We start from the raw sequence: 15,760 nt of genomic DNA, 5'->3' as shown, positions 1-15,760 counted from the left end.
TGCGCATGGGCGGCTCTTACATAGAAGTAAGAATATCCCGGCGCCAAATCAGGATTGGGACTTGTTTTCCCGAGCTGTGCCACGCGGGAGGTCAAGCTCCTGTTGAAAACTTTACATTTGACCGGCTCGCCGATCGTTGCTAATCAGATGCAAAGTTCTCTTCAAATTCCAACGCCCAAGCTCTTTTGAAGAGGACTCACACACTGAGAGGACATTATGACTCGATTGTTTGGCCGTCGTGCCATTCTAGGCATCCTTGCGTGCCTGGCGAGCCCAAGCCACGCCAATGTTTTCGATACCTACGGTCTCGGAGCCTCGACTGTGGCGCTAGGCAATGCCACAACAGCCGGCGGACCCACGGCCTATGCTGCTTACAGCAATCCCGCACTCCTGGTGAAATCCGATCGCAGTGAAATCGCTTCCGCCGCAATGCTGACTCAATTCAATCTTCAGGATCTGCCCGCGGGTGAAGCCGGGCGCCTGCCGGCCGACCTCGATCGCGAATCGCAGGCGGATGCTCTGCAGGGCGGCAGTCTGGGCTTGAATTTGAAACTCACCGACACGCTGCATTTTGGGTTGGCTGCTTATCTGCCTCAAGGCAGGTTCGGTCGCATCAAAGGTCTGTCTCCCTATGAGGCGACCTATCTTCGTTATTCCGAACAACAGCAGAAACCGGCGGCCTATACGGCCCTGGCTATCCAGGGGCCCTGGGATCTTTCCTTCGGGGTGGGCGCGTATTATTCCTTGCGAGCCCGTGGTCTTCTGCAGGTGTCGCTTGACAGTCAGGAATCGGAAGGCCGCATTGAATTTCTGATGGAACCGGTGGTGGTGCCTTACTTCGGTGTGTCCTGGTCGGTCGGCAACTGGGTGCTCGCCGCCATGCATCGCGAGGCCCAGGAAACGGAATCCTCCATCGAATCCTCCTTTGCCTTCAGCACCGAAAGCGCGATGATTCCCTTTGATGCCTCCACCAGTTTGATTCCATTTTATGATCCGGCGCTGACGCGCATAGGCTTTGCCTGGACCGGCGAGCGCCTTCAGGTCATGGGCAGTGTGGAACGCGCGTCCTGGTCACGTTTCAATGCTCCGGTCGTGACCATTACCGGTGCGGATGTTGCCGCGCTGTCCGTGGAAAATCGCCCCGGCAGCGCCAATCTTCGTGATACGCAGGCCGTGCGCCTCGGCCTTGCCGCACCCTTGGCCATCCTGCAGGATCGTCTGGAACTGCGCGCGGGTTTGGAGGCCCATACCTCCGCCAATCGCCCGAAAACCCCCAGCTATGTCGTCGACCCTGAACGGCGCACGCTGGCTTTGGGAACCGCTTACAACTTTGCCCCCGACTCACAAGGTCATCAACTGACGCTGGATGCGGCTTATCAATTGAGCCAGCTGTCCAGTCTCAGCGTGCAAACACCAAAAGGGCTGCCTATAGCTCTGGATGGTTCGAGCACTATCCAGACCTTTGTCGGAGGGCTTCGCTATGCTCTGTAGGAAAACAGCTGTTCTTCTTGTCTGTGCCAGTGGTCTGCTCAGCTGTTCCGGAAAAAAGGAATTATCACGGGGTGAAGGCTTTGCCTTTTTCAAAAACCCCGAATCCAATGAAGCCTGTCTCAACACCAATCTATCCCAATGGGAGTTGAGCGGCGAATTTCTGCACAGGATGCTGACCTGCGCTTCCAATCGCAGCAGCGACGGTGGGGAAACCCTGCCTGCCACCCGGAAGCTTTTGGCGGAATTATCACCCGATAAAATACAAAAACTGGTCGACTTTGCTCTCATGCCCGACGAAAGCGCAACCACGCATGAAGAGCGTTATCCTTATCTCCTGGCGCTGTCCAGCGTTCTCGATCGCGGCCTGACCGAAGGCCAAAAGCAGGGACTGAACCTGGCGACCGAACGGCTGGAGCATCTGCAGCCTTTTCTTTTAAGCCTTGATCCGTCCCGTTTGCAAAGGCAGCTGACGCTCTGGTCCCAATCGGGTCGTCTGGACGAACTGCTTGCGGAACTCGGCCTTCTGATCCAATCCCTTGAAAAGGACAGCCTCTCGGCATTGACCCACGAGGTCCTGCAAGGCGCGCATTTTGGTCCGCGCTTTGTGAGAGTCAGCACCGCCGTGCTCGGGCAGGATCCGCTCATGGAAAGTCTGGATGCCGCCTTGAGTGCTCAAACTTTGCGTGCTCCCGATGCGGAGAGTCAGGCCCGGATTCTGCATGACTGGCGCCAGCCGCAGAGCCCCGATGCCCCGGACCGCCCGTTGCCCTCCCACGCCACGGCAAGCGCGCCGACCAGCTTCGCGCAGCATCTCGATCAATTTACCCAAACACTGAGCGATGATGAAATCCAAAAGCTCAGCAATTTTCTGATCAGCTTTTGGAATTCCTATCGCAGTCTCGATCCCGAGGAGAGGGACTTTATCTCACGCCGTCTTGCGGATGGTTTCGAACAGGGTCTGGATCAACAAAAAAATATAGCGCGCTGGCTTTTGGCCCTGGCTCAGGATCTGAGCACCATGCCGGCTGCGGATCTGAATTCCATCAGTGAGACGCTCGGTCGCCTGCTCGAACCGTCCAATGATCCATCTCTGGATACATTGCGGGCCAAGCTCTGGTCCAGTCGCATCATGGAGCAGCTGCTGGAACTGCTGACCCAGGGCGGGGCCGTTCCAGGCTGCTCCGCTTTGACGATTCCAGGTTTGAAGGATGCGGCGCCCACGGATTTTGCGCCTACCTATGAAATCCTGCGGACTCTGAATACACCGCAGGCCGCCTGTGACGGACAGATTCCCATCACGGCAGCCCTGGAATCCTGGTCCAACGTTGCTGTGGGACATGCCTGCACCCAGCAAAACTGTCTTGAATTGACCGCGAAAGCCAATGATCCCGACCTGACCGCATCCTACTGGAGCGAGCCTTATACGGAGCCGGATCCTAAACTTTTGCAGGAACTTTTGCGTCAGGCGCTTCAGGAAAGTCGCCTGAACCTGGAGCGGGATCGCTATCATTGGAAAAATATCGGCGTCGCCAATCGCGCCGTGGATCCTGCGACGGTGGACCAACTGCTTGAACAGCTGCAGAAGGCTGCGCCTCAATCCCTGCGTGATCTGGCTCTGTGGGAAAAGGCGTTAATGCAGGATTCCAGGTTTCAGACTCTACTGGCTGCCGATCCGATCGAAAAGCTTCTCAGTTTGAAAATCGAGCGCCTAGGCAGTCTCAGTCAGCAGTTTCATGAACTCGTTCCCGAGGGCACGCGGGACGTTGACAAGACCACCAATCAACGGGCGGCCCGGGTCTTTGCGGGTGTGTATAATCAGGGTCCATTGGAACAGGCTTTACGCTATAAACTGCCCGCGACCTTGGAAGGCCCCGAGGATATTCTGCAGGATGCGAGTTTCAACTGGCCGCAGGATGTGCGTGAGACCTTTGCGGACGATCGAGCCCTTTTCAGCCACTTTTTGCATCGTTTTAAAAATGCGGATAGTATTTTCCGCAATCCGGAACTGGGATCGCTGGTCGATGGTGCGGATGTGGTGATGGCGAGTCTCGGCAGTCCGGGTCGTTATGTGGGCTTTGAACAGTTGGGTCAGGTGTCCATTCAACCCGGCATGGACACCCGCATGATTCAGCCTCTGCAGTCGGTACGTCCAGCCAGTGAGGATCCCGCAGGCTGGGGTCTTTGGTATCAGCAGCTCATGAGCAGCGGCCTTGTAAGCAAGGATTTGCCGCCGGAACAGATGGGAGGTTTTCACGACTTCTCCGCGCAGTTTATTCAAAACATCAGCGCCGATGCCCGCTGGGCTGATCTGGTGACGGCGGATGAACCCACCTGGAGTCAGCGCGCGCCTGGCCTGGGCTCGGAATTTTTTGATGTCGAGCCCTACACCCCCGCGGATGCGCGCATGCTGGCGCTCTATTATCTGCGCCACTACCATAAGATCCCTCTCGCCTTCCCTGCCGAAGCCCAGCTCGGGATCGTGCCAACCGGCGGCCTGCGCGGCTTTTTCAGTGCGGCGGCGATGGTCAGAAACATGGACGCGGATTACGCTCTTTTTGTGAAACTTTTTCCGGAACAGCTCGGAGCCGCGGTTCCCTCCCTCGAAGCATTGGGGGCTCAGGCTTTTTCCACGGCACTCTTTACGCCGACCAAAGTCAACCCGGTCACGCGTGTGGGTCTTCTGGAAAATCGCTACGCGGAACTTCTGGCCAACCCCAACTTTCAACTGCTGTCGACCTTCAATCTTCTCGGCCTGACGAAATCAGGCAGCTCCTGGTACATTCAGCCTCTGATCGGTCTGGATAACACGAGCTGTGCGACCGCGGACGGAACACCGGCCGGCTGTGCCCTGGAACTGCGAGGTGCGGACACCGGCGTGCGTCAATCGCAGTATCAGGATTTTATCGCCTCCCTGATCGCGCATAATTTTTGTCCTTTGCTGACCACCGATCAGTTCGGGTCGCGCGATGTTTGGGTGCAGCGCTTGCAATTGAAACCGGCTGACGCCAAAACCTGTCAGGACCTGAAACTTCTTGAAGCCAAGGTGGGTGATGAGGTCCGTTTTCCCGCCTGGCTCACGCGGCGCATTCTGAATGATGTCTTCAGCATGGGGCGCAAGGCGCGCTTGAAAAAAGGCCTGGCCCAAATTCCCGCAGCCCTGCGATTTCATAAGCTGGCTCAGGAGGAACTCTCTGCGAACGAACGCGCCGGGCTTTGGCTCCGCCAGGCCCGGGGTCATTGGAGCGCCTTGAATGCCGCCACCCAAAGCCGTCGTCAGTCCTATGCGGTGCAGTTCTGGGCCGCGCAGCCCAATCTTTTGAATGCCGCGCTCGGGCAATGGGAGCAGGACATTGAAACCATAAGCTGGACCGATTTCCTCGCCCGCCTCGCCCAGCGTGACGGCAACGGCACGGCCCAGGATGTTGTACATGAGGTTCTGTCCCTTGTGATCAGTACGCAACAGGACAGCGCACGGGCCGGGGAATCCCTCCTGGAAATGGCCTTCACCCTGATGGAACGCATCAGTGCGCGACCGGATCTTTTGGATGCCGCGGGCCATATGCTCGGCAATTTTGCCAGCGCGGAAAACTACGATTTTGTGGGGCGCGATCTGCCTTATGCCATGAGGCTGTTCACGGTCTTCAACTGGAATGAGCCGGGGCTGCGCTTGAGCAAATTCCTGGCCCAGAAGGAATCCATTCGTCTTTGGGCCCTGCTCTGTGAATATTTCAGTCCCGATGAAATGGGGCGCTTTTTGAATCAGTTGCAAAAGAGCAGTGTGGAGCTTGGGGAAAAATCCGAACGGGCTGGCCTGTTGCAGCGCTTTTTGAAGGAGCAGGTGGCCCTCGGCACTCTGCTCGAGAATGAATCCCAGCGCACGCTGAGCGATCGTTGGAATACAATCCTCCTGACCTGGCGTGCCGCGGATTTCGGCAGCGGTTTCCTGAAGGATTGGGAAAGTCTGCTCGCGTCCCTCGATCAGCCTTTGCAAACCCTGGACGGGCGCGCGACGCACAGCACGGCCCGGATCCTGGAACTTTGGCTGCCGCAATTTTTAAGGCAGGGCATCGGCCTTTTGCAGCTGCATCAGGAGGCAGGTGCGAGTCCCGAAACATCCTTCTGGTCGAAGATGACGTTGGATCTTCTGCAGTCCATACAGGCTGAGCCGCTTGGTTCCCGCGCCCTGGCACGCTTCCTTGCTGATCCCAGGCTGGGATTTGTTCAAACCGATCTTTGGGTACGGGCGTTGACTGACGCCAGATACCGACAGCCGATGGCTGAAGGTTTGATCAGTCTTAGCTCAGTTTCTGAACACCTTTGGCGGGAAGCGCTTGTGGAATCTAGCGATCTGCTCGCGCGTCTTGGGAAAGCGCTTGGCTACATGAAACAGCGGATGGTGTGGAAAGAGGATCCGGAGCACAATGCGTATCGCATCGTGATCGATCAGCTCCATGCGTTGAGTCATGATGCTGTTCTGCGCGACAGCCAGATCGAAATATTGAAGCTTTGGTTTCGGGATGAGGAGGGTGAGCCAAGGATGGCCGAATCTCCAGCCCGTCCGGATAGAGACAACTAAGGGAAAAGCACTCGAATTTGAGGGCCTGTTGCCTCTCAAATCCCAAAGTCACACAAAGGAGTTCTTATGAAATCATGGATCGCACTCGGAATGGGTTGCCTGTTGGCTGGTCACGCGGCAGCCGCGACTGTCCCCACACCCAAGGATGTCGCCAGCTGCGCGGCCGCCATTGCCGAGCAACGCTATTGCATTGAAACGGATGCCTCCGGTTTCCCGATCAATGTGCGTTTCTTCATCGTGGTCGACAAGGAAACCTATCCGACAGTCGAAGGTCTTCTTGAAAAATATCTGGCGTTCGATCAGTGGCCGGCTTACACCGAAACTGTGGGCTCTGACGCGATCGTGTTCAACAAGAGCGCGCGCCTTTCCGATCTGACCGCGGCGGATGGCAGCCTCATTGCCCGTCATTACTATGACTATAAAATGAAGTCACCGATCGGTTACCAAAAGGTGCGTGGCCTCTCCCATAACCAACGCCTGGCCACCCCTTACACCGGCGCTCTGGGAACTATCGAGTTCGTGGCTCAAACCAGCGGTCCTCAGGAAGTTCCCGCGGGTGAAAAGCCTTTGAACGGCGTCGAAGGTGTGAAGATGCAAACGGGTAACATCAACGCGATCGAATGCGTGAACAATGAGCTTTGCAGCGAAGATCAGTGGCTCCTGACCTATGAGTCCTCGATCACGCCAGCGATCACGCTCCTGCCAAAAGTGGCCGCTTCCTCGATCGAAGCCGGTCTGGAAACCGTTCTGGTTGGCATGTTGTTCAACTGATGCATTCCGTCCCGGGCTTCGTGCCCGGGGTTTATCCCCGCCGTGCTTCAACTCCGCTCTGGCAAGTTCCCAGTCAATCAGCTAAGAAAATAGACTCTCAAAGTTCCCAGCAAACAGATGAGGTCCACGATGGCTGGTGCATCACGCGAAGAAGTTTACGACGTCCCTGCCGAGAAATTTTATGCAGCAATAACAGATTATGCCAGTTATCCAGAGATTCTGGGTGAAGTGGATGAAGTCAAGGTTCTCGATTCCAGCGAAACGAGTGCCCGGATCCAGTACACGATTAATATCGTGAAGTCCTTTTCCTATGTCCTGAAGATGACCCAGAAGCGCCCCGAGCTGGTGGCCTGGGCCTTGGAATCAGGCAGCATCTTCAAGGTCAACCAGGGCAGCTGGAAGATCACACCGCAGGGGCCGAACTCCTGCAAGGTGCAGTATGAATTGGAAGTGGACCTCAAGGTCTTTGCGCCGAAAGCCATCACCAACAAGCTGGTGTCGGTGAACCTGCCGCGGATGATGAACTCGTTTTATGAGAAGGCGAAGGGGATGTGAGGGCCCGCGATGCGGGCTGACGGTTGCGGCGCGCATGCAAGCCGCTGCGACCTATAACCCTTCCCGATAGCTGCGGACAGTTTTAAGCGCCCGGCGCACCAGCGGCTCCAGTCGGGCGTCATTGCGCAGCTGAGGCTGGAAGGGACTGGGTTGATAATCGGGATCAAGAATTTGTTCCCGGATGATCATTTCCAGGAGCTTATGAAACTGCCGGGAACTGAGATGCCGCCTTTGGGCCATGAGCTGTTCGGCCAGCAGGCATACGGCATCACCCGTGATACGATTTTCGTCATTCAACTTTGCACTGCGCAGGCTCACCACCTTCATCAGGCGCCCGAGGTCGGTCCGCGCGAGGGCCGCAGCCTCCACCATGAGTTGCCGGTAAAAACGGGTCAGACGCATCAGCTCCTGAACATGAGCCGGACGAACCGCATGGGCATCATCCTGAGCCACCCAGGCCAGCGAACGAGTGAGCAGATCCCGCGCCTCCTGCGTGGTCATATTCCGGTCGATGGTCGCGGGCAGATCCCGAAGCAGACGACGCATGACATAGAGCACGTTCCAGTTGATGCCATCCGGCACCCGATAACGGCCCTTTTTGGTCTTGGCGTATTCCAGATGCATAAAGGCTTTTTCCAGGGCCGTCACGGTCTTCGGCTGCTGAGCGAGCAGCTCGGCCGCGAGGGATTCCGTGAGACCCAGACGCCGCAGAAGATTCAGGCGGCGCGTTCGTAAAAAGATTTTGTCGAATTCCTTCAGGGCCGCATGCCGGGCAAAGCGCTCGATCTTTTTCTTGCGTCCGGTTTTAAGGAAGTCGATCATCTGCGCAAAGGTCTGCACCATATAGCGCGCCTTGGCCCGCTGTTCCTTCAGATTGGTGGACCAGCGCTCGTGATCATCGAACCGGTATTCATGAAAGAAAAGACCAAACTGGCGAATGGAACCATAATCAATGATCCCGGCATCCGCCAGGATATTATCCCCGTCCCACTCCATCCAGCAGAATATATAGTCGGCTTCAAAACGCGCCGCGGCTTCCGCAAAATTCCGCGTCATGGCCTCGAGAAAATAAACGTAAGGATCCTGTCCAGGCTTGATGGTCCAGCTGCCGTTGTTCACCTGCCTTTGCACGTGATAGTCGACCATGGCCTTCAGGCGATCCCAGCGGCCCTGTTTCAGATGCAGAAAGAAATGCGAGGGCCGCAGAAGGTTCTCCCCAGCTCGAACGGTCACGGCAAAGCCCTTGGAAAATTCAATGACGCAGAGCACACGCTCGGTCCGCAGTCCATTGCGATGCAGAATTTCGCTGAACAGAATATCGATCAGACCTTCATGCAGTTTGCAGTAGCCGCAGCCATAGGACACATGCGGATCACCCGAACGGAAAAAAGTCCCGGTCTTGCTGCTCGCCGGCGAAAGACAGGTGGCACCCGTTCCGCAGCTGCTGATATCCCATGTTTTTCCGGCGAACTTCCAGGAACCGTTCCAGATGCTGCGCCCATCCCCCGAAGTCAAACCACGGCGATCGGCATGCTGCAGCTGGAGATAGCGGGTGGCCATATAAGGTTTGGGTTTAATGGTCGCCTTGTCGAGGCGGTCGGGATGCATTTGATCATATTCGTTGACGATGAGCAGGCTGAAGGTTTGCAGAAGCACGGATTCCAGCTCGGCATTCATCTCGTGGGCATGGCCGGGATCGATCAGCCCCATTTCCTTCGCCAGCGTAAAGTTGAAGAAGGCGACCTTGCCTCCGGGACGATAGCGGACGTGATAGGGCACATGGGAGAACGGCACCTGCTCCTGAATCGGATGGCTCCCATCAATCTGCGAGAAGCCCGCATACGATGCGGCAGTCTTGAGTTTGATGTGCTTGAGTCGCGTCAAGTCTCGCCTCCGAAAAGATAATCTATACTCTTCAACCCTCGGCATATTTTGAGAAAACTTAAGAAAATGACGAAGCTGTGCGGGAATCAAACCAGGTTTATGAATCATTAAGGCAGGTTGGAGTGCTTTGCGAAGCAGCTCATAAAAGCAGCATCGCCTGCAATTTCCCGGGCTTTTAGGGCCAGGCCACGCATTTTTAGGGAAAAACCGCGTAAAATTACCGAAAAGGCAGGAGAAGTCGGACCCTTATGAATCAAGAGCGGAGCAGAAATGGGCGGGTAAAAGGCTCTGCAATGCAGGACGCTTTGCTCGCTTCATCAGGTTTCTGCCCATGCGTACCGAACCGTCTTTTCATTGGGTCACGGAGACCAACGCCTCGAAAAGGAGGGGAACTTGCTCGATCACTCAGCGCCGCGCGAAGTCCGTATCCTGCTGGTCGAAGACAACGACGTCAACAGCCGGCTGGCCGCGCGCATGCTCACGCGACTCGGCTATACGGTCGACACGGTGAATAATGGTCGGGAAGCCATCCGTGCCCTGCAGCAGCAGGCCTACCCCATCGTCCTCATGGATCTGCACATGCCTGAAATGGACGGCCTGGCCGCCACCCGCTGGATCCTCGACCATCCCGCTGAACTGATTGTTGTTCCGACGATCATTGCCCTGACCGCCAATACCCTTCCGGAGGATCGCAAGCGCTGCGAGGAGTCGGGCATGGCGGATTTCATTGCGAAGCCGATTGGCTTTGAATCCCTGTCCACCGTTTTGGAAAAATGGTCCCGCCGGGTCAACTGAATGGGGACGGATTTTTTATGTCCGGGGCCATTTCTCACATTGCATGGCATCCAGCCGATCGACAATACTAGGAGGACCTCCTCGCACCGAAGGGTCCCGCATGTCGAGTCTTCCGAACGAACCATTGGCCAGGTTTACCCCCTATCAAAAATTTGTTGTGGCGGTCCTGGCATTCTTGCAGTTTACCGTAATTTTGGATTTTATGATTCTGTCGCCACTCGGCGCGATTCTGATGCCTACCCTGAACATCTCACCGTCGCAGTTCGGCCTTGTTGTGTCGGGCTATGCGTTCAGTGCCGGGGCTTCCGGGCTGATGGCCGCGGGCTTTGCCGACCGCTTTGATCGCAAGAAAATTTTGATGTTCTTTTACACCGGTTTTATTCTGGGCACACTTTTTTGCGGTCTCGCGCCCAGCTACGAATATCTCCTGGCAGCGCGGATTATCACAGGACTCTTCGGTGGTGTCGTCGGTTCCACTTCCTTCGCCATTATCACCGATCTTTTTCCCTTCGCCATGCGCGGCCGCGTCATGGGCATTATTCAAACCTCTTTCTCCGCGAGTCAGGTGCTGGGTCTGCCGTTCAGCCTTTATCTGGCCAATAACTGGGGCTGGCATGCTCCCTTCATTCTGATCGTTCTGATTGGAGTGATGGCGGGTCTTCTCATCGGGATGCGCCTCCAGCCGATTCGCGAGCATCTGCAATTCGAGAATAAGAAAAACCCCTTCGCCCATCTCATCGGCACGGTCAGCCAGAAACAGTATCTCCAGGGCTTTGCCACCACCGCGCTTCTGTCGACGGGCGGCTTTATGCTGATGCCGTTTGCCAGCGCCTTCAACGTCAATAACCTCGGCGTGAGCCTGGAGGAACTGCCCTTGATCTATATGGTCACGGGCATGGTCTCCATTTTCACCGGGCCCCTGGTTGGACGCTTGAGCGATCGCATTGGCAAGATGCCGATCTTTATGCTGGGCTCGGGGCTGACCATCATAACGTTGGCGATTTACACGCGCCTGTCCATGGTCCCGCTTTGGGAAGTGATCGCCATCAATACCGTGATGTGGATCGGTGTTTCCGGCCGCATGATCTCCTCTCAGGCCCTCATGTCCGCCCTGCCCAAGCCCCAGGATCGTGGAGCTTACATGGCGGTGAGTTCCTCGATTCAGCAGATATCCGGAGGTCTGGCCGCGGTTCTGGCCGGTTTAATCGTCGTCGCACAGCCCAGTGGAAAGCTGGATCACTTTGATCGGCTGGGGGATGTGATCATCCTTTCCACAGTCATCACCATGGTGCTGATGTCTCTGATCAGCAAGCTGCTGACTCGCGCCTCGCTTCAGCAGCAAACCTGAAGTTTAACCGCGGAGTTTGAAACGACTGATGAGGGTTTCGAAGTCCCGGAGGTATTCATCGTAATAGGCATGGTCCATGGCATAGGTCAGCACGATGATGGCGGGATACGTTTCCTTAACCGTGAGTTCGTCCTCACGCTGCGTCTTCTTACCCGGCAGGATTCTATCATGCTTCCAGGCATCGGCCGTCCTGGGGCGGACCAGGAGCAGCTTGAAACGCATGAGGCGGTGGTCGGGATTGAGCTTCAGCTGGTCTGCGTTCGCCAGATCCGCGACCACTTCATAAGTTTCCGCTGAGCCGATCGTTCCCGACCTGGTTGCGGTGATCGTGGTCACATAATTTTTTCCGATCACAGCCCGATCCACTCCGTTTCCGACAAACGTAAAATACTGGCTGCTCAGGCGTTCCACGTAGTCCTTGGCTATGATGGGCAGTTTGCGTTCAGCCATGGTTTCCGGCAAAGGTGAACTTTGGACCGAAATCACACCGTTGGTCTCCCGATGTTTGAACACCAGATCGGTGCTCTTCACGTAAAGCTTTTCCTCGTGACCACTGCTGCTTTTGCTTTGCACGTGATGAGTATCGAACGACCGCGGCTGCCCCTTATGATCAGCCTCAAGCTTCCACGACTTGTTGATGAAGAGCTTCTGCTGTGGCTCGGCATAGGCAAGTTGATAGCCGAGTTTATCGTGAGAAAAGCCCTGGGGCCCAATGTGGCCCGACGTTACGCAGGCCGAGGAAAGAAGAACAAGACAGGAGACCAGGATGCGCATCATGGGATAACTTTCATGAAGTTGAAAAAAACGTTCAGAAAAATGACGCGCGAAGCGGGAAATGATTGCAGGAAACAAGGAAAAAAAAGGCCGTCGGAGGAGTTCGATCCGACGGCCGTTCTAAGGGGGCACACTCGAAAACTGATTTACGAATGTCACCGGGCAGATTTTTTCAAGTTTCGACAGTCATTGGGTTTGGCTGCCGACGAAGGGGAATCTATGCGAGCTCTCGTAAGAAAGCTACAAAAAAAATCGCGACCGGCCCGATTTTTTGCGCTTTTGTTGTAATTATACACCACAACCTGGCTCATCCAGTATGCCTTCCGACAGGGTATTAATTCTCAAGGATGAGGGACTTCGACAAGGATACATTTAAGCGAACAAATCATCGCCGAATCCGCCAAAACTGAGCCGAATTAACTCATCTACTGTAAATTAGCCAGCGGGCCAACTGCAGACTTGCAATCTTGATGTCGCTGAGTTACATAAATATCTGACCCCGCTGAAATCCAGCCGGGGAAAGCCTTTGGTTCGGAAGTCCCGGTTTTTCCGGGAGACTTTGAATCAAAGCAAGGCTTGTGCAGCCGTTTAACGTGTTGTGGTTTTCGCATCATGAAGAACGGAATGGGTACAAGGATTCGCCATTTATCCTTCAATAAAAGAAGCAGGGTTTCGGACGAAACCCTGCTTCTTTTTTTGTTTTTCTGAGGTTCAGGAACGGAAGAGTTCGCCCATTTTCTTCCCAAGCAGAAGCGAGGCTCCCATGATACAGGCGGCAAGGATGGCCATCCCAATGACGCCCAGAGCGCTGGCCAAAAGCTCGCCCGACCCTTGCTCCAGGAACAGAACATAGATCGCCTTGGTCAAAGGATAGAAATTCTCCTTCATGGCCAGGATCAAGGAATCACTCACGTCCAACATCGCGTACGAGAAACAAAGCAGAGCCCCCGCGATCAGGTTGGCCGTGACCAGCGGGACCGTGATCTTCCGCAGCGTATGGAATCGTGAGGCCCCAAAGGTCGTCGACGCCTCCTCAAGCGAGGGACTCATCTGCTGCAGTCCAGCTGAAGCCGACCGCACCATATAAGGCAGACGGCGTATCGCATAGGCGATGACCAGGAGCGGCACCGGATTGTGCAAAGGATCCAGGAAGGTATCCGAATAAGTCACGACATAACCGAAGGCCAGGACGATACCGGGCAAGGCCAGAGGGATCATGACCAGGCCATCGAGGAGACCCGGGAATGGGATGAGTTTTCGCACGATGACATAGGCGATCAAAAGTCCCAGTATCAGATCCACCAGCGTGGACAGACCGGCAAAGATAAAGCTGTTCTTGATCCCGATCAGTGAAAGACTGGTTTGGAAGACCTGAGAAAAGTGATCGAGCGTATACTGCTCGGGCAGCACGGTCATAAACCACTTGTTGCTGACCGCGGTAATGATCACCGCAATATGGGGCACCAGCGCAATGAATACGGTCAGACCCACCAGAGCATAGATCAAGGGCAGACTCACCCAGCCCGCCTTGCGTTTGCCCGAGGTCACATGCCCCTTGGCCATCATCTCGTATTTCTTGCTGCCCAGAGCCAGCTTGGAAAGGAGGAAGAAGGCGATCGTCATCAGGATGACGAGGAACACCAGGGCATAGCCCACCGGGTTTTCATTCACATCGGTGATCATGTTAAAGATCTGGACGGGTATGGTCTCATGATAGCCAACCAGCAGCGGGGTTCCAAGATCCGTCAGAGCCCAGATAAAGACGATGATGGCTCCCGCGAAATAACCTGGACGGGCCAGTGGCCAGACGATGTCCTTGAGCTGCTTCCACTTGGGCACGCCCAGTGTGGTCGCGACTTCCTCGACACTGGGATCCACATTGGCCAGCGACGCGGAAAGGTTGAGGTACATGATCGGATAAAGGTGCAAAACTTCCAGCACGACAACGGCCCAGAACATATTCTCCGGCCCCAGCCAGTCGATGGGCGTATCAATCCATTCCATATCCATGAGGGCCAGGTTCACCGAACCCCGCCGGGCAAAGAAGCGCAAAAGGCCGATGGCACCGACGAAGGGCGGCATGACCATGGGGACCAGAAGCAGACCCATCAGGAGGCCCTTGCCTGGAAATTCCCACTTCACATTGATCACGGCCAGAGGAAAGCTGAGAAGTGTGGCCAGAATCGTGGTCATGATGCCGATCATCAGGCTATTGCCGATCGAATGCATGAGCAGTTCATTCGAGAAAAGCAGCGGGAAGTAACGGAATGTGATCTCGCCATTGTTGTAAAAAGCGCGAGCCATGATGGTCGAGACGGGCAGAACGAGAAAGAAGAACAGCATGGCGATGGTGGCGATCACCGTGCCATAGCCCACGAGATCCGCAAAGCGTCGTTTACTGGTCGAGGTTGCGTCGGCGGTTTGCATCTGCATCAGGTTCCTGGCCCTATTTCTTTCTGGGGTGGAAGAACAAGCACGTCCTCGGGAGCGATCATACAGCCGATGCTGTCACCTTCACGGAAGTTGTGCTCGGGGGCATGATAGAAATTCACCTTGATCGCCTGACCGCTGGTGCTCCGCAGCTGGAATTGCTCGGATTCGCCGAGATAGGTCAAATGCTCGACCTTCAATTGGAAGTAATTCGAACCCTGACCCTTCCTGTCCCAGTCGATGGCTATGGCCTCAGGGCGCATGGAAATGGAAACGGTCGCACCAATCGGGAACTCCTTGACCTGATGCGTGGCATCGAAGCGACCCAGCGGGGTTTCCACTGTGGCCGTTGCGCCCTGCCGCGCGACGACCTTGCCGTGAATGAGATTGGTTTCACCGATGAAGCTGGCAATGAAGGGAGTCTTTGGGTAGTTGTAAAGAGAGCGTGGACTATCGGTTTGAATGAGGTGTCCCGCATGCATGACGGAAACCCGGGATCCCATGGACAGCGCTTCCCGCTGGTCATGGGTGACATAAAGTGTGGTGATGCCCGTCTGCTTGTGAATGCGCAGAATGTTGTCCCGCATCTCACCCCGAAGTTTGGCATCGAGGTTGGACAGCGGTTCATCGAGCAGGAGGACATTCGGACGAATGGCCAGAGCCCGCGCCAGAGCCACCCTTTGCTGTTGCCCGCCGGACAGCTGGCCGGGCAGGCGATCGACATATTGGGTGAGGCGGGTGATATCCAGCACATCATCGATGCGCTTTTTGATCTCCGCCCCTGTGAGTTTGCGCAACTTCAGACCGTATTCCACGTTCTTGTAAACGGTCATATGAGGCCAGAGCGCATAGTTCTGGAACACCATACCGATGCCACGATCCACCGCCGGTTTTTTGGTGACATCCTCACCATTGAAATACAGCTGACCTTCTGTAACCTGTTCCAATCCCGCCAGCATGCGCAGGGTTGTGGTCTTGCCGCAACCGGATGGTCCCAAAAGGAAGTGCAAAGCGCCCTTCTCGATGGTCAGGTTGAGGTCGTGCACGGCCGTGGTTTGACCGTAGCGCTTGTAGATGCTCTTGAAGACGACTTCCATGATGCTCTCATCCTCGCGCCCTGGTCTGCATGGCAAACC

10 protein-coding genes are annotated in these 15,760 nt (G+C 55.6%); 6 read left to right on the top strand and 4 right to left on the bottom strand.

Annotated elements, in window-relative coordinates:
• Nucleotides 1-216: 216 nt before the first annotated feature.
• From OLTU_RS12525 to OLTU_RS12510, 4 genes are all read left to right on the top strand, one after another.
• Entirely contained in the window at nucleotides 217-1,491 is a 1,275-nt protein-coding gene (locus tag OLTU_RS12525) for an OmpP1/FadL family transporter (RefSeq protein WP_141733102.1), read from the top strand.
• A complete protein-coding gene (locus OLTU_RS12520) occupies nucleotides 1,481-6,067 on the top strand; it encodes a hypothetical protein (protein WP_141733101.1) in 4,587 nt (1,528 codons plus the stop codon). Before OLTU_RS12525 ends, OLTU_RS12520 begins: the two co-directional genes overlap by 11 nt.
• Before the next feature lie 66 nt (nucleotides 6,068-6,133).
• The gene (locus OLTU_RS12515; protein ID WP_141733100.1) at nucleotides 6,134-6,838 is read left to right on the top strand and encodes a hypothetical protein; all 705 of its coding nucleotides are present in this window, start codon (nucleotides 6,134-6,136) and stop codon (nucleotides 6,836-6,838) included.
• A gap of 129 nt (nucleotides 6,839-6,967) precedes the next feature.
• Nucleotides 6,968-7,393 carry a type II toxin-antitoxin system RatA family toxin gene (locus tag OLTU_RS12510; protein WP_176736561.1) on the top strand — a complete coding sequence of 142 codons (426 nt, stop codon included), beginning with the start codon at nucleotides 6,968-6,970 and terminating at the stop codon, nucleotides 7,391-7,393.
• 51 nt (nucleotides 7,394-7,444) lie between these two features.
• Here OLTU_RS12510 and OLTU_RS12505 read toward each other — a convergent pair whose 3' ends face one another.
• Nucleotides 7,445-9,277, bottom strand: coding sequence for a protein adenylyltransferase SelO family protein (locus OLTU_RS12505; protein ID WP_176736560.1), 1,833 nt, complete (start codon nucleotides 9,275-9,277; stop codon nucleotides 7,445-7,447).
• Between the two features lie 393 nt (nucleotides 9,278-9,670).
• Here OLTU_RS12505 and OLTU_RS12500 point away from each other — a divergent pair, with 393 nt between their 5' ends.
• Nucleotides 9,671-10,072, top strand: a complete 402-nt coding sequence (locus tag OLTU_RS12500) for a response regulator (protein WP_176736559.1) — start codon at nucleotides 9,671-9,673, stop codon at nucleotides 10,070-10,072.
• A gap of 100 nt (nucleotides 10,073-10,172) precedes the next feature.
• Nucleotides 10,173-11,420, top strand: coding sequence for an MFS transporter (locus OLTU_RS12495; protein WP_141733096.1), 1,248 nt, complete (start codon nucleotides 10,173-10,175; stop codon nucleotides 11,418-11,420).
• Between the two features lie 3 nt (nucleotides 11,421-11,423).
• Here OLTU_RS12495 and OLTU_RS12490 read toward each other — a convergent pair whose 3' ends face one another.
• The 3 genes from OLTU_RS12490 to OLTU_RS12480 form a co-directional block, all read right to left on the bottom strand.
• On the bottom strand, nucleotides 11,424-12,197 hold the full coding sequence (locus OLTU_RS12490) for a hypothetical protein (RefSeq protein WP_141733095.1): 774 nt from the start codon (nucleotides 12,195-12,197) through the stop codon (nucleotides 11,424-11,426).
• A gap of 708 nt (nucleotides 12,198-12,905) precedes the next feature.
• The gene (locus tag OLTU_RS12485; protein ID WP_141733094.1) at nucleotides 12,906-14,627 is read right to left on the bottom strand and encodes an ABC transporter permease; all 1,722 of its coding nucleotides are present in this window, start codon (nucleotides 14,625-14,627) and stop codon (nucleotides 12,906-12,908) included.
• Nucleotides 14,627-15,721, bottom strand: a complete 1,095-nt coding sequence (locus OLTU_RS12480; protein WP_141733093.1) for an ABC transporter ATP-binding protein — start codon at nucleotides 15,719-15,721, stop codon at nucleotides 14,627-14,629. Before OLTU_RS12480 ends, OLTU_RS12485 begins: the two co-directional genes overlap by 1 nt.
• Between the last annotated feature and the right edge of the window lie 39 nt (nucleotides 15,722-15,760).

It is taken from the genome of Oligoflexus tunisiensis (genome assembly GCF_001748245.1).
Classification (GTDB): domain Bacteria; phylum Bdellovibrionota_B; class Oligoflexia; order Oligoflexales; family Oligoflexaceae; genus Oligoflexus; species Oligoflexus tunisiensis.
This window is presented reverse-complemented; position numbering and strand designations above follow the sequence as displayed.